Annotated in this window: 32 protein-coding genes and 1 tRNA gene; 26 read left to right on the top strand and 7 right to left on the bottom strand. The window is 49.1% G+C overall.

Annotated features, from left to right (window positions below; translation table 11 throughout):
* Positions 1 to 53 precede the first annotated feature (53 nt).
* A complete protein-coding gene (locus tag HC352_RS05745) occupies positions 54 to 419 on the top strand; it encodes a DUF3039 domain-containing protein (RefSeq protein ID WP_168917988.1) in 366 nt (121 codons plus the stop codon).
* Entirely contained in the window at positions 416 to 2,212 is a 1,797-nt protein-coding gene (locus tag HC352_RS05740) for a DEAD/DEAH box helicase (RefSeq protein WP_168917987.1), read from the top strand. Before HC352_RS05745 ends, HC352_RS05740 begins: the two co-directional genes overlap by 4 nt.
* 52 nt (positions 2,213 to 2,264) lie before the next feature.
* Here HC352_RS05740 and HC352_RS05735 read toward each other — a convergent pair whose 3' ends face one another.
* Positions 2,265 to 3,608, bottom strand: coding sequence for a nicotinate phosphoribosyltransferase (locus HC352_RS05735; RefSeq protein WP_168917986.1), 1,344 nt, complete (start codon positions 3,606 to 3,608; stop codon positions 2,265 to 2,267).
* 85 nt (positions 3,609 to 3,693) lie between these two features.
* On the opposite strand from HC352_RS05735, the gene clpS reads away from it, so the two are divergent.
* From clpS to HC352_RS05710, 5 genes are all read left to right on the top strand, one after another.
* Entirely contained in the window at positions 3,694 to 3,981 is a 288-nt protein-coding gene (clpS, locus tag HC352_RS05730) for an ATP-dependent Clp protease adapter ClpS (RefSeq protein WP_247645168.1), read from the top strand.
* Positions 3,981 to 4,661, top strand: a complete 681-nt coding sequence (locus tag HC352_RS05725) for a DUF2017 family protein (protein WP_168917985.1) — start codon at positions 3,981 to 3,983, stop codon at positions 4,659 to 4,661. Before clpS ends, HC352_RS05725 begins: the two co-directional genes overlap by 1 nt.
* Positions 4,662 to 4,671: 10 nt before the next feature.
* Positions 4,672 to 5,520 carry a glutamate racemase gene (gene murI / locus HC352_RS05720; RefSeq protein WP_168917984.1) on the top strand — a complete coding sequence of 283 codons (849 nt, stop codon included), beginning with the start codon at positions 4,672 to 4,674 and terminating at the stop codon, positions 5,518 to 5,520.
* A 12-nt stretch (positions 5,521 to 5,532) separates the two neighbouring features.
* Positions 5,533 to 6,333 (top strand): MBL fold metallo-hydrolase, encoded by an 801-nt coding sequence (locus tag HC352_RS05715; RefSeq protein ID WP_168917983.1) that lies wholly within the window; start codon positions 5,533 to 5,535, stop codon positions 6,331 to 6,333.
* Between the two features lie 144 nt (positions 6,334 to 6,477).
* Positions 6,478 to 7,674 (top strand): Fic family protein, encoded by a 1,197-nt coding sequence (locus tag HC352_RS05710; RefSeq protein WP_168917982.1) that lies wholly within the window; start codon positions 6,478 to 6,480, stop codon positions 7,672 to 7,674.
* A 513-nt stretch (positions 7,675 to 8,187) separates the two neighbouring features.
* Here HC352_RS05710 and HC352_RS05705 read toward each other — a convergent pair.
* Complete coding sequence (locus tag HC352_RS05705; protein WP_168917981.1) at positions 8,188 to 8,520, bottom strand: winged helix-turn-helix transcriptional regulator; 333 nt, start codon at positions 8,518 to 8,520, stop codon at positions 8,188 to 8,190.
* Positions 8,521 to 8,652: 132 nt separating this feature from the next.
* Here HC352_RS05705 and HC352_RS05700 point away from each other — a divergent pair, with 132 nt between their 5' ends.
* The 3 genes from HC352_RS05700 to rdgB all read left to right on the top strand — a co-directional run bounded on the left by HC352_RS05700 (position 8,653) and on the right by rdgB (position 10,568).
* Positions 8,653 to 9,069, top strand: coding sequence for a nuclear transport factor 2 family protein (locus HC352_RS05700; RefSeq protein WP_168917980.1), 417 nt, complete (start codon positions 8,653 to 8,655; stop codon positions 9,067 to 9,069).
* A gap of 126 nt (positions 9,070 to 9,195) precedes the next feature.
* Positions 9,196 to 9,939, top strand: a complete 744-nt coding sequence (gene rph / locus HC352_RS05695) for a ribonuclease PH (RefSeq protein WP_168917979.1) — start codon at positions 9,196 to 9,198, stop codon at positions 9,937 to 9,939.
* Entirely contained in the window at positions 9,939 to 10,568 is a 630-nt protein-coding gene (gene rdgB, locus HC352_RS05690; RefSeq protein ID WP_168917978.1) for an RdgB/HAM1 family non-canonical purine NTP pyrophosphatase, read from the top strand. Before rph ends, rdgB begins: the two co-directional genes overlap by 1 nt.
* A 2-nt stretch (positions 10,569 to 10,570) precedes the next feature.
* Here the strand turns inward: rdgB and HC352_RS05685 are convergent, their stop codons facing one another.
* Positions 10,571 to 11,101, bottom strand: coding sequence for an NUDIX hydrolase family protein (locus tag HC352_RS05685; protein ID WP_168917977.1), 531 nt, complete (start codon positions 11,099 to 11,101; stop codon positions 10,571 to 10,573).
* A 131-nt stretch (positions 11,102 to 11,232) separates the two neighbouring features.
* Here HC352_RS05685 and HC352_RS05680 point away from each other — a divergent pair, with 131 nt between their 5' ends.
* The 4 genes from HC352_RS05680 (at position 11,233) to HC352_RS05665 (ending at position 13,556) form a co-directional block, all read left to right on the top strand.
* Entirely contained in the window at positions 11,233 to 11,547 is a 315-nt protein-coding gene (locus HC352_RS05680; protein ID WP_168917976.1) for a hypothetical protein, read from the top strand.
* Between the two features lie 36 nt (positions 11,548 to 11,583).
* Positions 11,584 to 12,063: a thioredoxin-dependent thiol peroxidase gene (bcp, locus tag HC352_RS05675; RefSeq protein WP_168917975.1), complete on the top strand. Its 480-nt coding sequence runs from the start codon at positions 11,584 to 11,586 to the stop codon at positions 12,061 to 12,063.
* 103 nt (positions 12,064 to 12,166) lie between these two features.
* A tRNA-Leu gene (locus HC352_RS05670) sits at positions 12,167 to 12,248 on the top strand.
* Positions 12,249 to 12,335: 87 nt separating this feature from the next.
* Complete coding sequence (locus HC352_RS05665) at positions 12,336 to 13,556, top strand: tyrosine-type recombinase/integrase (RefSeq protein ID WP_168917974.1); 1,221 nt, start codon at positions 12,336 to 12,338, stop codon at positions 13,554 to 13,556.
* A gap of 46 nt (positions 13,557 to 13,602) precedes the next feature.
* On the opposite strand, the gene HC352_RS05660 is transcribed toward HC352_RS05665, so the two are convergent.
* From HC352_RS05660 to HC352_RS05645, 4 genes are all read right to left on the bottom strand, one after another.
* Complete coding sequence (locus tag HC352_RS05660; protein ID WP_168917973.1) at positions 13,603 to 13,818, bottom strand: transcriptional regulator; 216 nt, start codon at positions 13,816 to 13,818, stop codon at positions 13,603 to 13,605.
* Positions 13,819 to 13,943: 125 nt separating this feature from the next.
* Positions 13,944 to 14,378: a hypothetical protein gene (locus tag HC352_RS05655; RefSeq protein ID WP_168917972.1), complete on the bottom strand. Its 435-nt coding sequence runs from the start codon at positions 14,376 to 14,378 to the stop codon at positions 13,944 to 13,946.
* A gap of 45 nt (positions 14,379 to 14,423) precedes the next feature.
* Positions 14,424 to 14,801 carry an ImmA/IrrE family metallo-endopeptidase gene (locus HC352_RS05650; RefSeq protein WP_168917971.1) on the bottom strand — a complete coding sequence of 126 codons (378 nt, stop codon included), beginning with the start codon at positions 14,799 to 14,801 and terminating at the stop codon, positions 14,424 to 14,426.
* Between the two features lie 13 nt (positions 14,802 to 14,814).
* Positions 14,815 to 15,198 (bottom strand): helix-turn-helix domain-containing protein, encoded by a 384-nt coding sequence (locus HC352_RS05645; protein ID WP_168917970.1) that lies wholly within the window; start codon positions 15,196 to 15,198, stop codon positions 14,815 to 14,817.
* Positions 15,199 to 15,316: 118 nt separating this feature from the next.
* On the opposite strand from HC352_RS05645, the gene HC352_RS05640 reads away from it, so the two are divergent.
* From HC352_RS05640 to HC352_RS05585, 12 genes are all read left to right on the top strand, one after another.
* Positions 15,317 to 15,553: a hypothetical protein gene (locus HC352_RS05640; RefSeq protein ID WP_168917969.1), complete on the top strand. Its 237-nt coding sequence runs from the start codon at positions 15,317 to 15,319 to the stop codon at positions 15,551 to 15,553.
* Between the two features lie 229 nt (positions 15,554 to 15,782).
* A complete protein-coding gene (locus tag HC352_RS05635; protein WP_168917968.1) occupies positions 15,783 to 16,301 on the top strand; it encodes a hypothetical protein in 519 nt (172 codons plus the stop codon).
* Between the two features lie 262 nt (positions 16,302 to 16,563).
* Positions 16,564 to 17,343 (top strand): phage antirepressor, encoded by a 780-nt coding sequence (locus HC352_RS05630; protein WP_168917967.1) that lies wholly within the window; start codon positions 16,564 to 16,566, stop codon positions 17,341 to 17,343.
* A gap of 88 nt (positions 17,344 to 17,431) precedes the next feature.
* Positions 17,432 to 17,680 (top strand): helix-turn-helix domain-containing protein, encoded by a 249-nt coding sequence (locus HC352_RS09245; protein WP_168917966.1) that lies wholly within the window; start codon positions 17,432 to 17,434, stop codon positions 17,678 to 17,680.
* 2 nt (positions 17,681 to 17,682) lie between these two features.
* A complete protein-coding gene (locus HC352_RS05620; protein ID WP_168917965.1) occupies positions 17,683 to 17,868 on the top strand; it encodes a hypothetical protein in 186 nt (61 codons plus the stop codon).
* Complete coding sequence (locus HC352_RS05615; protein ID WP_168917964.1) at positions 17,868 to 18,527, top strand: pentapeptide repeat-containing protein; 660 nt, start codon at positions 17,868 to 17,870, stop codon at positions 18,525 to 18,527. Before HC352_RS05620 ends, HC352_RS05615 begins: the two co-directional genes overlap by 1 nt.
* Complete coding sequence (locus HC352_RS05610; protein ID WP_168917963.1) at positions 18,520 to 18,678, top strand: hypothetical protein; 159 nt, start codon at positions 18,520 to 18,522, stop codon at positions 18,676 to 18,678. The genes HC352_RS05615 and HC352_RS05610 overlap by 8 nt, the downstream gene beginning before the upstream one ends.
* 129 nt (positions 18,679 to 18,807) lie before the next feature.
* Positions 18,808 to 19,005, top strand: a complete 198-nt coding sequence (locus HC352_RS05605) for a hypothetical protein (protein WP_168917962.1) — start codon at positions 18,808 to 18,810, stop codon at positions 19,003 to 19,005.
* Positions 19,005 to 19,352, top strand: a complete 348-nt coding sequence (locus HC352_RS05600; RefSeq protein ID WP_168917961.1) for a hypothetical protein — start codon at positions 19,005 to 19,007, stop codon at positions 19,350 to 19,352. The genes HC352_RS05605 and HC352_RS05600 overlap by 1 nt, the downstream gene beginning before the upstream one ends.
* The gene (locus HC352_RS05595) at positions 19,349 to 19,543 is read left to right on the top strand and encodes a hypothetical protein (protein WP_168917960.1); all 195 of its coding nucleotides are present in this window, start codon (positions 19,349 to 19,351) and stop codon (positions 19,541 to 19,543) included. Before HC352_RS05600 ends, HC352_RS05595 begins: the two co-directional genes overlap by 4 nt.
* Positions 19,540 to 19,848 (top strand): hypothetical protein, encoded by a 309-nt coding sequence (locus tag HC352_RS05590; RefSeq protein ID WP_168917959.1) that lies wholly within the window; start codon positions 19,540 to 19,542, stop codon positions 19,846 to 19,848. Before HC352_RS05595 ends, HC352_RS05590 begins: the two co-directional genes overlap by 4 nt.
* Complete coding sequence (locus HC352_RS05585) at positions 19,845 to 20,612, top strand: hypothetical protein (protein ID WP_168917958.1); 768 nt, start codon at positions 19,845 to 19,847, stop codon at positions 20,610 to 20,612. The genes HC352_RS05590 and HC352_RS05585 overlap by 4 nt, the downstream gene beginning before the upstream one ends.
* Positions 20,613 to 20,632 lie beyond the last annotated feature (20 nt).

The following is a 20,632-nucleotide window of genomic DNA, read 5'->3' as shown; positions in this document are numbered from 1 at the left end:
ACGTCACATACTAGGCCAGCTATCCAATCCCCGGCTTGGGGTAAACTATAGCCATGGCTATTTCAGATCCTTACTCTGCTCCTAGTGAGCCAGGCGCCCCTCAAGCACCTAGCTTAGATCCATCGTCAACAACAGCTGTTTTAGAAAAAACCGAAGAACAGCAGGCCCCGGGTGACGATGAGCGTTTTGCACACTATGTTCGCAAGGATCGCATCGTGCAGTCCGCAGTTGAAGGCGGACCAGTTGTGGCTTTGTGTGGGAAAGTCTGGACGCCGGTTCGCAATCCTGATAAGTACCCATTATGTCCGACGTGTAAAGCTATCTATGAACAGATGGGCAATATGGGCAATAGCTGGCCGTTTGGCCCCAATGTTCCAGGTAAGGGAGGAACGGGCAACGGTTCCGGAGGTGAACAATGAGTTCTGAGCTGAAAGGCTCAGCACATTCGCCACAATCGGCCTCCGTTTCCGCAGCAGAAAATTTACCTCCGGTATTTCCTCGTCGTGCGGCTTGGGGAACTGCTGGATCGTTGCGCGCTTGGCAGGCGGCGGCTTTAGAACAATTTATGGCCAAAATGCCGCAGGATTTCCTTGCGGTAGCAACTCCAGGTGCTGGCAAGACGACCTTCGCACTTCGAGTAGCAACCGAGCTTATGGCTCGGCGAGAGGTTAACGAAATTGTTGTTGTGGCTCCAACTGAGCATTTGAAATACCAGTGGGCAGAGGCTGGGGCACGAGTGGGCCTGCAGCTAGATCCAGATTTTTCTAATTCTAATATCGGTCTAGGTACGTCGTTCAATGGAGCCTGTGTAACTTATGCTCAGGTTGCTCGCGCACCGATGTTCCATCGGCAACGAATCGCTTCACGGAAAACGCTTGTTATTTTGGATGAAGTCCATCATGGTGGTGATAATCTCTCGTGGGGAGATGCTATCCGAGTGGCGTTTTCGGTAGCCAAGCACCGACTCAGTCTTACTGGAACACCGTTTCGTTCAGATACCTCAGCTATTCCATTCGTTACTTACGAACCTGATGGTGATGGTATTTATCGTTCTAAAGCTGATTACACGTACGGTTATGCTGAAGCGTTACGCGATTTCGTGGTGCGTCCGGTGATGTTTATGTCATACACCGGAAATATGCAGTGGCAAACAAAGCATGGCGAAGTTATGGAAGCAACACTTGGCGAGCCACTGACTAAGGATCTGACTGCGCAAGCTTGGCGGACAGCTCTTGATCCAAGTGGCGAATGGATTCAGGCGGTGCTCAAAGCAGCTGATGAACGGCTCAATGTTGTGCGAAGAAGTGTTCCCGATGCTGGCGGCCTAGTTATCGCAACTGATCATAAAACTGCGAAAGCTTATGCTGGACTTTTAGATAAAATCACCGGCCAAAAAACAACCGTTGTGCTCTCTGATGACAACACTGCCTCTGATAAGATCGCTCAATTTTCTGCCGATACCAGCCGGTGGATGGTGGCGGTACGTATGGTTTCCGAAGGTGTTGATGTACCACGCCTTTGCGTTGGAGTGTATGCTACGTCAGCTTCTACGCCGCTCTTTTTTGCTCAGGCTATCGGTCGTTTTGTCCGTTCGCGTAAACGTGGTGAAACAGCATCAGTATTTTTGCCTTCTGTTCCTCGTTTATTGGGGCTTGCCGGAGAGCTAGAAGCCCAACGAGACCACGCCTTGAATAAGCCATCGTCTGATGAGGCACAGCAAGGTTGGGATGATGAATCTTTAGCTGAAGCTAACCGGGAAGAGACAGCTTCCAATGATTTAGAAGGCCCTGGATATCGGGCGCTTTCTGCGGCAGCGACCTTCGATAAGGTGGTTTTCGACGGTGACGATTTCGGTTCTTGGGCGGAAGTCGGTTCGGATGAGGAAGCCGATTTCTTAGGTATCCCAGGTTTACTTGAGCCCGACGACGTTGCCACTTTGTTACGTCAGCATCAGCAAGATCAACAAAGTAAGGCTGCTAAGCGTCCCACTTCGGGTAGTGCTCCGGTGATGAGTTCGCGTCGTCGTCGAGAAAAACGCCAAGAACTATCGAAAATCGTGGCAGCCTATTCGGCGAAAACTGGGCGGGCCCACGCTCTTATCCACACCGATCTGCGCAATGTGTGTGGTGGGCCAGAAGTAGCTCGTGCCTCGCTGGAACAGATCGAGGCACGTATCGCTCAGTTGCAGCGCTGGTTTGTTGGGCGTAAATAAATAATTGGGTGGGTAGCTGATACTACCCACCCAATTATTTGGTATGTGTAAATTATCGAATATCGACGAATTCGGTCGGAATACCCGGTTCACCTTCGGACAGACGCCATGCGTTGTATGGCAGTGCAGCGCGAGAAGAACGATGACGTTCGGCGGCTCGGCCCAACGCGGTAGCGTTCATGTACTCATCGTGAATCTTGCCACCAGACACCAAAGCAACTTGCAGTGGGCGAGCGCCTTGCTCTTTCAAATAGACAATTCCGTCTTCAAAATCATTGACGGTGACGATGAGTTCAGCAGTGGCACGGCCAGTAACATCGTATTTCCGGCCAGCAACTTTCAGGCCGCCCCGGGAGCTTTTAGATTCAGACTTCTTTTGCACTGGTGTCCAGGCTCCCGAAGCGTCCTGCCGGGCTACCAGTTTATAGACCAGCTGGGCCGTGGGATGTCCAGAACCCGTCACAAGTTTAGTTCCTACGCCATAGGAATCCACCGGAGCTGCATTTAACGCAGCAATCGCGTATTCATCTAAGTCTGAGGTGACGGTGATCTTCGTCGTCGTTGCACCCAACTCATCTAACTGGGCGCGTACTTTAAACGCCTGGGCAACCAAATCTCCAGAATCAAGCCGAACAGCACCTAATTCGCCACCAGCTGCGCGTGCCGCAGCAACTGCTTTTTCTACGCCGTCGTGAATGTTGTAGGTGTCCACAAGCAATGTAGTGTTCGGACCAAGAGTGCGGATCTGAGCCGCAAACGCCTCATCTTCGGAATCATGAAGCAAAGTAAACGAGTGCGCTGCCGTGCCAATCGTCGAAATTCCGTACCGCCGGCCCGCTTCTAAATCCGAAGTTCCAACAAAACCGCCAATAACTGCTGCACGTGCCGCCGCAACTGCACTATATTCATGGGTTCGACGGGCACCCATTTCTAAGCACGGACGATCGTGCGCGGCAATCGTGACACGCGAGGCTGCCGTCGCCACCGCAGAATCGTAGTTCAGCATCGACAATACTAAGGTTTCTAGTACAACGCACTCAGCAAATGTGCCAACTACGGTGAGAAGTGGCGAATAAGGAAAATAACATTCGCCTTCTGCATATCCATAAATATCACCGGTAAAACGCCAATATTTCAAAAAATCAAGGGTGCGTTCGCCAACGATTTTAGCATCGCGCAAATAGGTGATTTCCTCGTCGCCAAACGTAAAATCTTGCAGTGCTTCTAAAATGCGTCCGGTTCCCGCAACCACACCGTAACGGCGTGAACCAGGAAGACGGCGGCCAAAAACTTCAAAAACACACGGAAGTTCGGCGCGTCCAGTCTCGAATGCTGACTCGATCATCGTCAGCTCATACATATCCGTTAGCAGTGCGGTACTTAAAGAATGTTTCATGGTTTAACCGTAGGTGGGAATGGATGAAAAATCTACCAAACAGGCTGTGTTTTCTCCCTCTGGACGAATCGCGTAGACTAGAAACGTGACTCATTCTCTTCCTGAAACTAATAGTGCCCCCGCTGAGCACGGTTTAGCCGATGCCCAGTGGCGTACTGTCGTCCATAACGATCCAGTTAATCTGATGACCTATGTCCAATGGGTTTTTGAAACCTATTTCGGGATGACGCCAACTGTGGCGCGGGCCCGTATGCTGACAGTTCATCGGCAAGGACGAGCGGTGGTTGCCAGTGGCGGGCGGGAATCAATGGAACGCCATGTCCAAGCGCTCCACGGGTATGGTTTGCGGGCCACCTTAGAACAGGAGGATTGATGCGCGCTTTTTTAGCAGTACGTGGGGGATATGAAGCCCAACTAGATGATGAAGAACGCCGCATGATGATGGGGCTCGCTTCGGATGTTGTGGTGATCCTCGGATCGCATGTTGATCGGGAATTGGATCGCCGGCAGCGAATTGCCGAAGATCCATTTGCGGCTTTTGAAGACCAGTTTACGGCGATCGAAAAACGGGTGGAAGACGATGATGATGAAGATCTTTTCGCCGTCCCGGATTTGCCGATGGATGATGCATTGGAACGCCTGTTGCCAGATATGAGTGAAGATCCGGAGCTAGCGGCTGAATTGCGGGCTATCACTGAAGAAAGTGTTGCGGCAACGAAAATTGACCATTTGGTGACAATGTATGAAACTCTGTCTGCGATTCCAGAAGGTATTATGGATGTCACTATCACTAACGATGCGGCGCCTGCGTGGTTGGCGGCGATGAATGATATTCGTATGGTGCTCTCGATGCGGTTAGAGATTGCTGATGATGAAGATGCGGCGCGGATATATGAACGTGCCGGTATATTCACGGGGACAAGTTCGCGTGATGGATCAGGGTTACCGCCAATAGAAACCCAAGAAGATATGATGGCTGTGCTTTATGCCATGGTGACCTGGTGGCAAGAGTCACTGATAAGTGCAGTTCGCCATAAGTCGCTTCGCGGGTAAAATTGACACTATGAATAGTATGAGCAACAACGCCCCGATTGGGGTCTTTGATTCCGGAGTCGGAGGCCTGACTGTTGCGCGTGCCATTATTGATCAGCTTCCGAATGAATCTGTGACGTATGTGGGCGATACGGCTAACTGTCCGTATGGTCCACGTCCAATTGCACAAGTTCGTGAATTGGCTCTTAATGTGATGGATCATTTGGTTTCTTCTGGCGTGAAGATGCTTGTGATTGCCTGTAATACGGCTTCTTCTGCGGTACTTCATGATGCTCGGGAGCGATACACTACTCAGTTGGGGATACCGGTTGTGGAAGTGATTCGTCCGGCTGCCCGAGCCGCAGTACGAGCAACTCGTAACGGAAAAGTTGGGGTGATTGCTACTCAGGCGACAGTTCGATCTGGAGCCTATGAGGATGCTTTCGCTGCTGTTCCTGATATGCAGATTACGTCTGCTGTGGCTCCGCGTTTTGTGGAGTTTGCTGAAGCTGGTGTGACAACTGGAAAAGATTTAATGAATGTTGCTCATGAATATCTAGCCCCGATCAAAGAAGCTGGGGTTGATACTCTTGTTCTTGGATGTACACATTATCCATTCTTATCTGGCGCTATTGGATATGTGATGGGCGAAGATGTTTTGTTGGTTTCGTCTGCAGATGAAACTGCTAAAGATGTTTATCGTGGGTTAACAGAAGCTAATCTATTGCGTTCAGCCGATGATGGTAAACCGTCTTATAGTTTTAACGTCACTGGCGAAAGTGATTCTTTCCAAGTGCTAGCCCGCCGCTTCCTTGGTCCCAAGGTAGCTGATGTGGCACATGTTGACGTTCCACTTTTCCGCACTAATTCTGCCTCGTAGGAGAGACACTCAGTGAAACTAACAATTATTGGCTGTTCTGGCTCGATGTCAGGGAAGGAATCTCCGGCGTCGTCATATTTAGTACAAGCAAAAGGTACGGATGCCTCGGGGCTTGAACGAATATTTTCTCTTGTGTTTGACTTCGGACCAGGTGCGATGGGGCATTTGATGCGTTATGTGGATCCAGCCATGGTTGATGCGATGTTCTTATCCCATTTTCACGCTGATCACTGTGCGGACATGGTGGGAATGCAGGTGTATCGTCGCTGGTATCCAGAAGGCGCGTTGCCACAGATTCCGGTGTATTCGCCTGGTGATGGAGCGGCACGCACCCGGGGCTTATCTGACGATGATCCGGCTGAAACCTATGAAACAGAGTTTGATTTTCAGCAGCTTGCGCCGGGGTCGGTTGTGCGAGTTGGGCCGCTGACTGTTGAGGCTTTCGCTGCTTACCATACCGTTCCGGCATTGTCGCTACGTATTTCAGGTCCGTCGGAAGACGATGAGATGGAGCGGGAAGTTGTGTTGACCTATACCGGAGATACGGACACTGTGGCGAGCGTTGTTGAAGCCGAACGAGATGCTGATCTGGTTTTGTCTGAGGCAGCTTTTGAAGAGGGTCGCGATACTGTGCGCGGAGTGCATTTAACTGGTTTGCGTGCGGGGGAGATGGCAGCTGAAGCCGGTGCAAAGCGTTTGGTGCTTACACATCTTCAACCATGGACGAATGCGGATAAGAACCTTGCTGATGCGCGTAGCGTTTTTGCTGGCGAAGTTCACGTGGCTCAAGCTGGGGATGTTTACACGCTCTAGAAACATTTGGACAATGCATGGTTTATGGCTTCTTACAGTCTTATTGAAAAATTGGACTATTTTTTACAGTTAGAACTTGATACTGTCAGCCTTATTTGAAAAAACATGCTATTTTTTTAAATAAGGAATTATGTTGGAGGTCATGTGGAAGAATATCCTATTCTACGAAAATTGAGTTATCAGACTCCGGGCACTGACGAAAGAGAATTCCGTCGGCGAATTGATTCTCCATCATGCGTCACCCTAAGTTTTCCTATTGGTGACTTTTCGATGTTTTATGTGGTTACTGCCTCTATGACGTTGAAGGTCGAAGCGATTTCTCAGATGGCTAACGAAATCCAGAAAAACATGAATTTGCTTCCGTCTATCGTTATGAATCGCTATGTACGTCTTCTTATCGCAGACGAAACGGTTGCTACTAATGATATTGAGGGGATCTATTCAACACGCAAAGAGGCTCTGGCAGCCTATGATGCAAATGAAAATGCGAATATTAGGCTCTCATCTCTCGTTCATCTCCTAGCGTCTTTGGCTGATAATCCTGAAAAATTAGCACTTCGAACTCCGGCAGACATTCGAACTATTTATGATGAGGTAACTGAAGGGGAAGTCGATAAGGCTGATGCTCCAGATGGGAAGCTATTCCGCGCCCAACCAGTGCAAGTGATCGCAGCATCTCAGAAAGTCATCCATACGGGTTTTCAGCCGGAACAGAAAATAATGGCGGGTCTAGAAACGATGTTGCAGGAATTAGCGGATCCGTCTGCGTCGCATGTTATCAGCGCAATTATCGCTCATCTTATGTTCGAGATTGTGCACCCTTTTTACGATGGGAATGGTAGAACTGGCAGATTCATCCTTGCTCGCAAACTTGCTGAATTGGGATGGCCACTAACAGCTCTAAGTGTCTCTGCTCGAATTAATCAAAACAAGAACTCATACTACAAACAGTTCATTGAGGTAGAACATCCACTTAATCGTGGTGAAGTCACCCATTTTGTTGTGTTCTTCCTTGATCTTATTTGCGATGCACAACGAGATATTCTAAATCAGCTAGAAGTAGCGCTTAAAAGTTTACTTACTGTTCAGAGGCGCCTTGACACGTTTGATGCGGATAATGATTGTTCCACAATTTTATGGATTCTTGCTCAAGCGGAGTTGTTTTCTGGTGGAACTGCGATGGAACGTCGAGAATTAGAACACTACGTAGAAAGATCGACTCCTACAATCAACCGTCACATTAAACATCTTGTAGAAGAAGGATGGGTAGAAGTGGTGTCCCAGCGGCCCGTCACTATGAGGCTGTCCGAAGAGAGCATGTCTCGGCTCGGTCTGCGGTAGTCTTCGGACTTATACCTACTTGGAGCTAAGGATCCATGACTATGTTGTGCAGGTTGCTGCCAGACCAGCACTGTCCCAAACGCCGTTGGCATTATCGACGGTGAACTCGACGATGTTTTCGCGATTCTCAGCTTTGGTGTACTTTGCATGCCAAATCTGTTTGGTTTAGAGTTCTGTCTGTTCGAGATCGTTTTCTGCTCTCGATTCTTTGCGCTGGTGGTTACACCCTTTGCCGTAACGAGCCATTGCCAAGAGCGAAAAGAAGGTTACCCATCTTGGGTTAGTGGATTTCCCGGAAGCACATAGATTGCTAGCTATGACGGAGCGATCAGTAAGAACTGCAGATCTGAATTAAACACCGAACACCAAAAATTTGTGTCATTGATGCTGAGTAAGAAAATGACAGTCCAAGAAATAACTAGCCCAATACCAAGTCATCAGCGAGACATGATATTTATCTGCCAAAATCTTTCTGGCTAACAAGGTGACTCTTTTTCAGTTTCAAAATAATTACTATTGAGACATGCTTTTAAGCTCTGCAATATAGTCTAGGCCAAAAATTTCTATCTCATTTAATACTCTCTGAAATTTATGGCCCAATTTACTCAACGAGTATTCGACATGGGGAGGTACTTCAGGAAATACCCTTCTTATGATTAGCTGATCTTGCTCTAATTGACGAAGCTGTCTTGTTAAAACAGTTCGAGTAACATGCGGAATTAGCCTCTCAAGCTCGCTGAATCTTTTAGTTCCTGTACTTAGATGGTATAAAACTACAACTGCCCACTTTCCCTGTAAAACTCTTTGAGTAGTCACATAGGGACACTTATCATCAACTGTTGCCACGGCAGGTTCCTCGAATAGGGATAGTAACAAATTAGATACTAAGTATTGTAAATGTTCGTACTTATAAAAACAAGACTTCAATGCTACGGTAAAACAGAAGAAATAATTCTGAAAGATCAAAGGAGATTTCTTATGAATACGGAAAATATGGAAGTGTTTAACTCATATGCCGAAGCATTAGCAAGAGGAGATTTTGACACTGCTTTCGAACTAATGTCAGATGATGTTGTGTGGCATATGGGAGGAGAGAGTCCTCTTTCTGGCGTTACTGTGGGAAAGCAATCACTGGCAGACCGACTAGCTGAGTTTGCAAGAATGAGTAATGGGACATTCAGAGTTATAACAAATTGGGCTGCAAGTAATGATGACTTTGTTGCCACAAGTGTTGTGTCTTTAGCTGAGAGAGGGAAAGAAAAATTAAATGATCCCGGTATTGATCTATTTAGAATAGCGGATAGGAAGATTCAAGAAGTATGGACCTTTGCAGAACGACAAGAAGAAGAGGATCAGTTCTGGCAAAATTGTGGGACCACGGAAGAGCAACAATAAGAAACGATAAAGGCGATTAGGAAACAATCCAAAAATTTTACGTGCTGTCTTCAAGCAGGTCTTCTACATTGCCAAAATCAGCATCACTGGACTCGATCTAAATCTAAGTAGCGGTAGACTAATCACATGACTACATTTTCTCGCGCCGACGGTCGCTCAACCGATGAACTTCGCCCAGTAAAAATTACCCGTAATTTTCTTGATGCTGGCGAAGGCTCTGTCCTCGTCGAATTCGGCAACACCAAAGTGTTGTGCGTTGCGTCCTTTACTGAAGGAGTTCCACGCTGGCGCAAAGACTCCGGTGAAGGTTGGGTAACTGGCGAATATGCCATGCTGCCACGCGCAACCTCCACCCGTAACCAGCGCGAATCCGTGAAAGGTAAAGTATCGGGCCGTACTCAAGAAATTTCCCGCCTTGTCGGACGTGCCTTGCGCGCCGTCGTCGATATGAGTGCGCTAGGGGAGAACACAATCGTACTTGACTGTGACGTTTTGCAGGCCGACGGCGGAACCCGTACTGCATCTATTACTGGCGCTTATGTTGCCCTCGCAGACGCAGTTGCTTGGGGAATCGCGCAAAAGCACATTAAGCCGCGTGCTGGTAAGCCAGTCTTGAAGGATTCGGTGGCTGCAATTTCGGTTGGCATTATCGACGGCGTGCCGTGTCTCGACTTGCCGTATGAAGAAGACGTCCGCGCCGAAACCGACATGAACGTCGTGATGACCGGTAATGGAAAGTTTGTTGAAGTTCAAGGCACGGCTGAAGGTGAACCATTCGATCGCGCCGAACTGGGAGTTTTGCTTGATTTAGCAACAAAGGGCTGTCAGGAGCTCACTGCCAAACAAACTACGATTCTAGCGGAGAAGTAATGACGATGGAAACTAGCCGTCCGCGTCTTATTCTCGCTACCCGAAATTCTCATAAAGTCGGTGAATTGCGGGAAATTCTGGCTCCTTTTTTGCCCGGGATCGATTTAACTGCAATCCATTCGGCTGCTGATCTCGATGTGTCAGAACCAGTAGAAGACGCCGTGACCTTTGCCGGCAATGCATTGATTAAAGCTCGGCATATTGCGCAGGCAACCGGCATCCCGGCAGTAGCTGATGATTCTGGTATTTGTGTGGATGTGTTGGGCGGTGCGCCAGGAATCTTCTCGGCACGCTGGAGTGGCCGCCATGGTGACGATCGGGCTAACCTTGACTTGTTACTCGCTCAGTTAAACGATGTGTTGCCGGAATATCGCTCCGCTTATTTTGCATGTGCGGCAACGTTAGTACTACCTGATGGTCAAGAATTCGTCCGCGAAGGTCGCATGACTGGGACGTTGCGCTATACTGCGGTAGGTGGCGGCGGTTTTGGCTATGATCCAATCTTTCAGCCAGACGGCTATGACGTAACTGCAGCTGAGTTAACCCCGGATGAAAAGAACAAAATTTCGCATCGTGGCCGGGCATTCGCAGAACTTGGTCCGATTATCGCAAGCCACGTTTTTCAGTGAGCCTATTCGATTCCCAGATGAGCCAGTGCTCGCTTGATCAGTGGCAAATGAGTAGAGACGATTTCTGACTGTAGGGATGTGGTCAGGAGGTCACGTGGTGGAAACCAGGTGATCTCCAACGCATCAGCACTGGCAGAACAATCCCCAGCCATCGGAATGATATAGGCAAGTGAAACTGCGTGCTGGCGTGGATCGTGCCAGCCTTCGCCGGGTGTAGGAAAGTATTCGCCAATTGTAAAAGGCGTTAGGCATACTGGAAGCTGAGGCAATGCCATCAGTCCGAGATCTTTATCGATATGTCGAATAATGGCATCCCGGATAGATTCGTGGAATAATACTCGGCCAGAGACGATTGATCGGGTGATGCCGACGTCTTTCGCGGATAAAAGTAGACCGATTGCTTCGATGCGTCCGGCGTCGTCAATTCGGACTGGAATCACATCCACGTAGAGCATCGGAACTTTATTTCGAACAAATTCTAATTCTTCCGGCGAAAGCCATGGTCCCATATCATCTGAAGCAATCTCACTCATACTTCGATTGTGCCAGTTTTTGTAAAGAAAACGGCCGATGTTGTGCCACTGGTGAACAGGGTAGGATTATTAGTGAATAACTATTCTATGACACCTAGTAATTGCCGTCGAATACGATAGTGGAGGAAGAAATGCGTGCTTTTGAACGTCCGATGATGATTGTAGCACTGGTGTTTATCGGGGTAATGGCGATTCTTGGGTGGTATACGATCATCGTGGCTGGTGGAAATACCACGGGACTTCTTATCGGATTGGTTGCTTCGATCATGATAGCGATTGGCGTGTGGGGGTGGCATCGCGAGTCGCTAAATTTATGTGCAACAGCTGCGCTAGGAGCTGGTCTACTTTTCCCGACGCCGTTTGGTCTGATACCAATGATCTGCGGTTTCATTCTTTTTACGCTTATAGTGTCACTGGATCTGCTTGTTACCTTCCTAGGCGAGTAAAGTAGAAGTAAAGTATCTAGCGTTAAGGAGAACATCATGGCACGTTTAGAAGTAGGGCAAAAAGCTCCAGATTTCAGTCTCGATACTCTGGGTGGTGGAAAAGTTTCACTTTCTGAAGAATTGGCCAAGGCAGATAACGGAGTGATTGTGTACTTCTATCCGCGCGCTATGACACCAGGTTGTACTACCCAAGCATGCGACTTCCGGGATTCGGAAAATTCATTTAAGAGCGCCGGCTATACGGTCATTGGGGTATCGCCGGATAAAGTAGAGTCGCTAGAAAAGTTCACCACAAAGGAGAATCTGAACTTTCCGCTAGCTTCAGATCCCTCTAAAGAAGTCTTGGAAGCATGGGGTGCATACGGGGAAAAGAAGAATTATGGACGTATTCTTCGGGGTGTGATTCGTTCTACTATCGTCGTTGCTAAAGATGGCACTATTTCGCATGCGTTCTATAACGTAAAAGCTACCGGGCACGTAGCTCGTATCCGCAGGGAGCTTGGTATTGACGGGTGAAACTGCGCGTAATGTGATTTAGGCCAACGCGATTGCTGAAATTTTGAGCAATCGCGTTGGTTTTGTGTATGCTGAGTCGGTAGCAATCTTTTAGATTGATCATGCGCGAGTGGCGGAATTGGCAGACGCGCCAGATTTAGGTTCTGGTGCCTTCGGGTGTGAGGGTTCAAGTCCCTCCTCGCGCACTTCTAAACCGTTGATATATCAACGATTCACAAACCGGGACACAGGCGGGTACACAAACGAGTACACAGAGTGAACGGTATAGACTAATGATAAAAGGCATAGAACCGCGTCGGCGGGCAGACGGAACAGTTTCTTACAGGGTTCGTTTCCGCATTGAAAAAGGCGCAAACCCAACCACCGAAACATTCGATAATCTTGCGGACGCGCAAGCATTCCGGCAGTTAGTCGATTCCATCGGCGGTAAAGCAGCACGCGAACTGCGAGACGCATCCGATACAAGCCTGGCAATCAAAACGATCGAAGATGTGCTTGAAGTCTACATCGCGCGTGTAGATTCATACGGCGCTCGCGGCACAGGCGAAGATTACCGGCGGGTAGCGAAACGAACCTGGCTCAAATTCTTCCCAGACAAAATGCCAATATCAACACTCACGAAAACCGCAGTCGAATCATGGATAGCATGGCAACGCTCCCAACCCACCCGCACCGGCGGATTCTACTCGCCAAAAAGCATCCGCAACGCGCAAGGTATCTTGTCGTCCGTGTGTGAGTATGCGATCGAGCAAGGCATTATTAGCTCGAATCCAGCTAAGGGTGTGAAGATACCGCGCGATCAGGCGAAGAAAGAAAAGATGTATCTGACAGGTGAACAGATCGCGAAAATCCTCGAGCACCTGCCGGAGCGATTCCATCCACTCATCCTGCTCATCTACTCAACGGGCATCCGGCGCGGTGAAGCTATCGCACTCACACCAGCAGATTTTGATTTCGACGCAAACCCAGCCACGGTACGTATCGAGAAAGCATTCAAGAAAGACAAACAAGGCTCCTATCTTGGCTCGCCAAAATCCCGCGCCGCATATCGCACAATCACCTTACCGGCGAACGTCGTCGCCGTGCTCGAGCCGTTCGTGCGCTCATTCGAAAAATCAGACGCGCTACTTTTTCACTCACCGAAAGACCCGGCGCGCCCAATGAATCTGAACTCCTTCGTTGACCGGCATTGGCATAAGGCTACTGCCGCGGCGGGAATCGACGGCAACCCAGGCTTGCACGATCTACGACATTCTCACGCCTCGGCGTTAATTAAGCTCGGCACGCCGTTGCCGGTGATTCAACGACGGCTCGGACACGAATCAATCCAAACAACTGTCGATACTTACGGGCATCTTTCGCGTGAATCTTGGGCTGGCGCGGCTGAAGCAATCGGCACCGAACTCTCGCCAGCCTTACCGGAAATCGCTCCACCGAAACAGATCACGACCGGCGATGATGTGGTGGACGCGGAAGTAATAGAAGCTGAGTAAAACAACAAGCCCCAGCAGGCATGAACGCTTGCTGGGGCTTATCGTTTTATTTTTGTAGGTCGGTTCTAGCACCACGCCCTGGACGGTTGGCTTGCCAGTTGTCGACTGTTTCGGGGAGCCAACCATAGGTTGTTGCATTTCCTTCTCCGATGATTGCGTCTGGTGGGGCTAGCCGTTTCTGATTTTGGTAGGTTCGGGCTGTACTGTAGGCGATGCCTACGCGCTGGGCGTACCCGTGTAGCGAAAGGTAGCGTGTGGGCATTAGTTCTTCCGTTCTTTGAGGGTGGCTATGAGCGCATGTAGACCGCAAGCGATAAGCTTATCTAGAAACAAGAAGTGCCCCTGCAGCCGTAACTGACTGCAAGGGCTATTTTCATATACGCGCGGTTATTTCCACTCTGTTTCTTTGATACTCACGACGTTAATCGCATCCACAGTTCCATCTACGAGGCACGTGATAGCGGTTTTATGTCCATCAACCTTGACGTTATACACGGCAAGGAACTGGGAATCATCAATACCAACCCCAGATTTTTGTTCTCCCATTATTGGGTCGGAATTGTATTTCGCGCCTGGGAAAAGCTGGTCTTTTGCCGTGTTGTCGCACGCCTGGACTGCGTGACCGTAGTCAATTCCGCCTGTTGTCTTTTCACTTGATGCAGGAGTTTCTTTTGTTTCTGTAGGCTCGGCAGTAGTCTGTGAGTTCTCCTTGCCGGTTTCCTTATTCGGATCGTTGATTAGCCCTAGTTGCTGGCCTGCGCCGATAATAACGAATACGGCGACGACGATAAGTGCCCAAAACTTCCAAGATTTATTTTTCATTATCAAATCCTCTTGCTTGTCCTGTTTCCTGAAGATGATTGCATTTTAGCTTACGCGTAAACAACGCTGGTAGGCTTTGACGATCCAGGTTGTTACACCCAACTCTTCGGCGATGGCTGAGAGTTGCCCCTCGTGCAGTTTTTCCGCTAACTCGTACTCGGTGGGCGAGATGATGAGTTGCGCGGCTAGTCGGTCTGCTCGTTCTTCCTCGGTTGGTGGTTGTGGCCCGTCGTGGCCGAGCAGATGATGCGCATACTCGTGAGCGAGTACGCTGAGTGCGTTCTTCGGTAGGGATTGATAGCTGCCTGGCATGTAAATTGTTTGGTGTTGTTTACTGTATCCGCCGCATGTTTCGAGCTGCGGAGTGTAGACGATTTTAACCCCGTGACTCTCGATGAATTGTTCTAATTCTTCGACAGTCACGGGGTTCCTCCTTTTAGAAGTCGTCGTAGCTAGGTTGATCTTCTTCGATATTGTGCGGGCTTGATGCTAACAATTCTATGTTAGGCGGCTCCTCCGACATGTTTCGACGACGATCATCAAGAGACGCGATGTTGCGCGGCGGGAGTAGTGCTTCTTCGGCTTGTTTAACTACTTTCCAAGTAGTCAGCCCTAGCGCTTTACATATGAAATCCAGCTCGTTGATATCCATAACCCGCTGACGTTTCATAATGCGGCTCATACTGGGCTCTGAAATGTTTGTCAGCTTCGCTAATTGTTTCTGTTCTAACTCAGCATCTTTCAGTGACGCCTTGATTATCTCAACAATATTAAATATGAGTGGTGTCACATCAGTGCGTTGTTTTACTTGTCTTTTCACGCTTTTATTATTTCATATTTGAAATTGACACACAATACGCCTTGACAAATTTCAATAGTGAAATTACGTTAATGTTATGAGCCGATTTCAACATTGAAATTGAGGAGGTGAACGAAATATGCTCAGCGAACACGTAAACGAAGAAATTCGTGCCCAAGCCGCACGAAAGAAAATCAAGCCATCGAAGCTAGCCACTCTTACCAAAATTCCACGATCTACCTTGTGGCGAAAAATATACAAAGAAGAAAGTCAACTCGGAGTAGATCAACTGGAGATGGTCGCAGAAGCTCTCGGAGCTAAAGCCTGGATGCTACTCAAACAAGCCGAAGAAAATCGAAAAGAAACCGCCGCATAAGAAGGACACCAATGAAGAATCCCGTAAAACTCAAGCTGATCGGTACTCCAGCCGATCCAACACCTGAAGTACAGACTTTTCGATTCCCGCGAACCTGTTGCACGAAATGCAAACGCGAACATGTTCCTTGGCGACGACACTGTACTAACTGCGGGACTGCTTCAAGATTCATCAACCCAGCAACCAGTTGTTGCATTAAATGCAACAAGTGAAAAGAAAGGAGAAAGGAATGAGCGAATACCAGTTCCCTGAATGGTTGGATGATGTCCGGAATCATTTACGGATGGCTAACGCGATTCTTGACGCGCTCTATGCGTTCAAACCAGACAACAAAGAACGCGCCAAGAAACACGTCGACCTGATACTAGAACACCTGACCGCCGCCCAGAAGATGTTGGGGGCCGATGAGAACCAGCCAAAGTCGCACGGAGATTCTACCCGGCAGACAATGCGCCAGATAGAGGAAAAGCAAGCTAAGACTAGCACGGATATTGAACAGATGCTCGAATCAGACAAAGCTAAAAGTGAAGAGAACGAAGAATCATTCAGAAAGGCTTTTGAATTTCTTGATGATTGTTCAGCTAGGTTCTGGGAAGGTCGCTCTGGCGTGAGAGAGGCTCGGGCCCTCACCGCAATGTTGAATGGCGAGATCCCGATGTCCAAAGAAAAAATAGCCAAGCTACTTGTCAAGATAGGCAAGGCGCAGGGCTTAAAGGTCGAGATCGTTTATCCGTCCGCGATCAGTTAATGCGTAAATCGCTTGCTGGGCACCGTATCCAATGTAGTACAGGCTGTTTGCTAGACGGCGTACATCTGGGTCTGTCGCTGAGTTTTTCAAGTTTGCGGCTTCTTGAGTCCCTTGGGCAATGTTCCCTAGCGCTTCTAGCAGGGCTTGTCTGCGAGATAACAATCTTTTCACCTCCTCTCTATTGAGTAGGCACACATAAACACACATATATAGGTGACCGTCCGAGGTCGCATCTCGAACGGTCGATGAAAGGAAAACACATATGAACAATAATCTGATTCCATTCAGTTACAACAATAGCAACGTTCGCGTTATTAGGAAAGGTGATGAGCCTTGGTTTGTAGCTAAAGACGTTGCAGCAGTCCTCGGATTACAATCCAGCAGCCGGATCACTCGCATGATCGACGAAGAAGATAAGGGATGGCAGATCGTGCCAACCCCTGGTGGAGATCAGAAAGTGACCGTGATTAACGAGTCTGGTCTTTATACTGCGCTTATTCGTTCGAACAACCCTGCCGCTAAGCCATTCCGCAAGTGGGTCACCGAAGAAGTCATCCCGTCTGTTCGTAAGCATGGCGCATACATGACCCCAGAGGTCATCGAGCAGACATTGACGAATCCTGATTTTATTATCCGGCTCGCTACCGAGTTGAAGACCGAGCAGGAAGCCCGCAACCAACTCGAAGCCAAGGTTGAGCAGGATGCGCCGAAAGTCTTATTCGCAGACTCAGTCGCCGTGTCACACACATCAATCCTCATCGGCGAACTAGCAAAGATTCTACGCGGTAACGGTATCAACATCGGACAGAACCGGTTGTTTAGCTGGCTACGCGAAAACGGCTACTTGATCCGGCAGAAAGGTTCGAGCTGGAACAAACCAACACAGCGGGCAATGGACATGGGTCTGTTTGAGATTAAAGAAACTGTCGTGAACCATTCGGACGGGCACACGTCGGTATCTCTCACACCGAAGGTGACTGGTAAAGGCCAACTGTATTTCGTCAATAAGTTTCTGGCTCAAGACGGGAAAGAGGCGGCCTGATGGATACGAAACCAAAGCTTAGTCTCACGAAGCTGATCCGTGTGCATCTGCTATATCAAGCCGCGTTGAAACAGAAAGAGGCCAGCAAATGACAGCCGAACTTTTAACCACTGCTGATGTTGCCGAGCGTCTAAAAATCAGCCCCGAAACAGTCGCAATCTACGCCTCAAAAGGCGAGTTCCCCGGATCATTCAAAATCGGTATCCGGTGGCGGATACCTAAAAACGCAATCGACGACTATATACGCGCTAAACGCGGCATCAAACACCCCGATTCTTCACCTAACGCTATCGCCCCAAGGAGTACACGCGCACGAAATCGCAGAAAGGCATCCTGAAAATGAAAATTCTTTACACAATCATCGCCGGTGGGTTAACCGTCGCTGGCGGGAATCTCGTCGCCTTGTCACAGTTCGTTGAAGGCTGGGAACGCATCACATACGGAGCTGGCGCGATGTTGTGCGTCTCTCTGGCTTGGCCGCTCGTGCTCCGTTTATCTCACTTGATGATGAAAGAAGAAAACTAATGAAAACGAACGCTGAGAAAATCGCCGTATGGCGTAAAGAAAACCCACACGCGCGATTAACACACTACCTACTCTTGCTGACCCTAGATCTCGAAACCCTAGCCGACGCTGACCTGCGGAAGGCTGATCTGTGGGGGGCTGACCTGCGGGGGGCTGACCTGTCGGACGCTAACCTGTCGGACGCTAACCTGTCGGACGCTAACCTGTCGGACGCTAACCTGTCGGACGCTAACCTGTCGGACGCTAACCTGCGCTGGGCTAACCTGCGCTGGGCTAACCTGTCGGGCGCTGACCTGCGCTGGGCTAACCTGTCGGGCGCTGACCTGCGGGGGGCTAACCTGTCGGGCGCTGACCTGTCGGACGCTGACCTGTGGGGGGCTGGTCATATTCTGCAAATCTCAAACTTCTACCAGTATCAGGCAATATTCATCCCCACCCCCGACGGCTGGAAAATCACCATCGGTTGCTGGACTGGGTCAATAGAAAAACTCCGAACTCTAGCGGACCAAGATGATGGCTGGCCTGAATCCACCGATACGCAGATCATTGAAAACCGTCCACGACTACACCTGATCGCCGACATGTGTGAAATGCACGTCGCACGATTCCCGGGCTACACCGAAGGACTAGCAGAAAAATGGGGGACAGCCGATGCATAAACCAAACCTCCCCACATTGTCCAATGCGCTTATTGGATACGGGGAAGCGCAGGCCTCGGCTGAGAAAACACTCCAGTATCTTCACGCCACGATCAACAAGGCGCACGAAACAGAAAAAATAATCGAAGAGCTACTCGAAACAAACGACTAGCTAGAAAACCGCGCGCTAAAGCCGTTTTATAGCTACTCGAAAAAACTACTCGAAAAACAAAAGGACACACAGAATGAGCCTTCAAAAAAACACTCGGCATCTCGTCAAATACGCGGAGGCGGTAGCTTCGTGAAACCCGGATACACAGTCCAACCTGGCGACAATCCGCGTACCGATATTCTCACCTCGGATGGCACACGGCTCTACTACAAAGGACGAGGAAAATACGGGCCAGACAAAAACAGCAACATCAGCATCCACATCCGCGACCTACAAAAAAGTTTCGGCCCACTCACAATCGCACCACCAGAAAAGGAAACAAACTAATGAACGATAACACACTTAAAATTTTCGCATTTTTCCACACCGACGACACACTAAGAATCATCGGCGGACCAGAAGACAAAACAACACTACCATTCACGCTAAACGACGTTGACAAACTACTGTACGACCTCCTATTCGCAACAAAAATCGCACGAACCTACGTGGTTGAACATAAAGGTCATGTTATCGCGCAAACCGCAGAAGGTTGCATGGCTACATATCACCAGTTAGCGGTGATGCTGAACGCGAAACTTAAAAAAGAAAAAATCCCAAACATCGCAAATGAACTTACGGGAATCGTTGTAGCGATTAAAAAACTTGTAGAAATAGGGGACAAAGACGAATGATAACGCTGCTGATCCTAACCAACCTCGCCACCGCGACGATCGCCGCCGTGTATTACGTGCGATACAACATCGCCGCGGACGACCTCTACACCGCATACAAAGTGATTATCAAAAACCAGAACAAAATCGCAGCCATCGGCCGCGAACTCGACAAAGACCTAACAAAAACAATCGAAGGAGAAAACAAATGAACACCGAAAACCTCATGAACCAATATTTGGCACTCAAAGAAGCCTCCGAAAACATCAAACAACAAATGGAAATCATCAAACAACAACTCGGCCAAGCCCTACCAGAAGGCGGAAAAGTCTCTGGACATAACGTAACTTGGACCAAGCCGCGCCTAAACACCACCGCACTAGCTAAGGACTTCACGCCAGAAACAAATCCGGAACTATACAAACAAACTATCGACTCTAAGGCAGTCTCACAGCATCTAGCACCAGCCGTGCTAGACAAATACCGCACCGGCACACCAACAATCACAATCCGATGACGACAACAGCGAAACAAGCCGGCGACGCACTGAAAACTCTGATTGAGGACTCTATCAGATATGCGCCACGCTCATTGCAAACCATGATCGGGCCTTCCGAAATCGGAATGGAATGTGATCACTGCCTAGCAGCAAGGCTTGCCGGCTGGATTAAAACAGAACCAACAGTTGGTTGGCTCCCGTTCATCGGCACCTGCGTCCACGCCTACTATGAAGATCTTTTCACCAAGCTCAACAATGAAACACCAGGGGCAGAAACCCAACCGGTGTTCTTGTGTGAAAACCGGGTGACAGTCGGCGAAATCGACGGCAAACCAGTCACCGGCTCAACTGACCTGTTTCTACCAGACCAGTATGGGCTGGCGGAGACGGGAATGACGGTTGATTGGAAGATTGTCGGCAAATCGACGTTGGATCGGGTCAAACGTAACCAGCATCCGGGACGTAAGTATGAGGTCCAAGCGCATTTGTATGCGCGTGGCTGGAACCAGGCAGGTTATCCAACAAGCCACGTCTGCGTCTACTTCCAGCCACGCAACTCGCTAACACTCAACGACGGCTACATCTGGATAGCTGAGTACGACGAGCAAATCGCGTTGGACGGGCTAGCTCGAGTTGAACGGATGCTGAAAAACATTCGGGCACTCGAGACGGTATCGAAAGACGCACGGGATAAATGGATAACGGGCCTGCCGCGTGAACCAGGTTGCTTCGACTGTGCTAAATACCCTGATTTTCATACGACTCTCGGACAAGTTTTTTAACAAAAAGGTTTCTAAGAAAG

The organism is Arcanobacterium buesumense (assembly GCF_012563545.1).
Classification (GTDB): Bacteria; Actinomycetota; Actinomycetes; order Actinomycetales; family Actinomycetaceae; genus Arcanobacterium; species Arcanobacterium buesumense.
Note: the sequence above shows the minus strand (reverse complement) of the source record. Positions and strands in the feature narration are given on the sequence as shown.

Coding starts and splice junctions, on each gene's coding strand:
- HC352_RS05685 (WP_168917977.1), bottom strand. CDS start 11,101: ATGAGTGAGATTGCTTCAGATGATATGGGACCATGGCTTTCGCCGGAA.
- HC352_RS05600 (WP_168917961.1), top strand. CDS start 19,005: ATGAACGATAACACACTTAAAATTTTCGCATTTTTCCACACCGACGAC.
- HC352_RS05725 (WP_168917985.1), top strand. CDS start 3,981: ATGCGCGCTTTTTTAGCAGTACGTGGGGGATATGAAGCCCAACTAGAT.
- HC352_RS05740 (WP_168917987.1), top strand. CDS start 416: ATGAGTTCTGAGCTGAAAGGCTCAGCACATTCGCCACAATCGGCCTCC.
- rdgB (WP_168917978.1), top strand. CDS start 9,939: ATGACGATGGAAACTAGCCGTCCGCGTCTTATTCTCGCTACCCGAAAT.
- HC352_RS05620 (WP_168917965.1), top strand. CDS start 17,683: ATGAAAATTCTTTACACAATCATCGCCGGTGGGTTAACCGTCGCTGGC.
- HC352_RS05610 (WP_168917963.1), top strand. CDS start 18,520: ATGCATAAACCAAACCTCCCCACATTGTCCAATGCGCTTATTGGATAC.
- HC352_RS05615 (WP_168917964.1), top strand. CDS start 17,868: ATGAAAACGAACGCTGAGAAAATCGCCGTATGGCGTAAAGAAAACCCA.
- HC352_RS05585 (WP_168917958.1), top strand. CDS start 19,845: ATGACGACAACAGCGAAACAAGCCGGCGACGCACTGAAAACTCTGATT.
- HC352_RS05590 (WP_168917959.1), top strand. CDS start 19,540: ATGAACACCGAAAACCTCATGAACCAATATTTGGCACTCAAAGAAGCC.
- HC352_RS05640 (WP_168917969.1), top strand. CDS start 15,317: ATGCTCAGCGAACACGTAAACGAAGAAATTCGTGCCCAAGCCGCACGA.
- HC352_RS09245 (WP_168917966.1), top strand. CDS start 17,432: ATGACAGCCGAACTTTTAACCACTGCTGATGTTGCCGAGCGTCTAAAA.
- HC352_RS05655 (WP_168917972.1), bottom strand. CDS start 14,378: ATGAAAAATAAATCTTGGAAGTTTTGGGCACTTATCGTCGTCGCCGTA.
- HC352_RS05630 (WP_168917967.1), top strand. CDS start 16,564: ATGAACAATAATCTGATTCCATTCAGTTACAACAATAGCAACGTTCGC.
- bcp (WP_168917975.1), top strand. CDS start 11,584: ATGGCACGTTTAGAAGTAGGGCAAAAAGCTCCAGATTTCAGTCTCGAT.
- HC352_RS05665 (WP_168917974.1), top strand. CDS start 12,336: ATGATAAAAGGCATAGAACCGCGTCGGCGGGCAGACGGAACAGTTTCT.
- HC352_RS05660 (WP_168917973.1), bottom strand. CDS start 13,818: ATGCCCACACGCTACCTTTCGCTACACGGGTACGCCCAGCGCGTAGGC.
- rph (WP_168917979.1), top strand. CDS start 9,196: ATGACTACATTTTCTCGCGCCGACGGTCGCTCAACCGATGAACTTCGC.
- HC352_RS05595 (WP_168917960.1), top strand. CDS start 19,349: ATGATAACGCTGCTGATCCTAACCAACCTCGCCACCGCGACGATCGCC.
- HC352_RS05735 (WP_168917986.1), bottom strand. CDS start 3,608: ATGAAACATTCTTTAAGTACCGCACTGCTAACGGATATGTATGAGCTG.
- HC352_RS05700 (WP_168917980.1), top strand. CDS start 8,653: ATGAATACGGAAAATATGGAAGTGTTTAACTCATATGCCGAAGCATTA.
- HC352_RS05635 (WP_168917968.1), top strand. CDS start 15,783: ATGAGCGAATACCAGTTCCCTGAATGGTTGGATGATGTCCGGAATCAT.
- HC352_RS05745 (WP_168917988.1), top strand. CDS start 54: ATGGCTATTTCAGATCCTTACTCTGCTCCTAGTGAGCCAGGCGCCCCT.
- murI (WP_168917984.1), top strand. CDS start 4,672: ATGAATAGTATGAGCAACAACGCCCCGATTGGGGTCTTTGATTCCGGA.
- HC352_RS05680 (WP_168917976.1), top strand. CDS start 11,233: ATGCGTGCTTTTGAACGTCCGATGATGATTGTAGCACTGGTGTTTATC.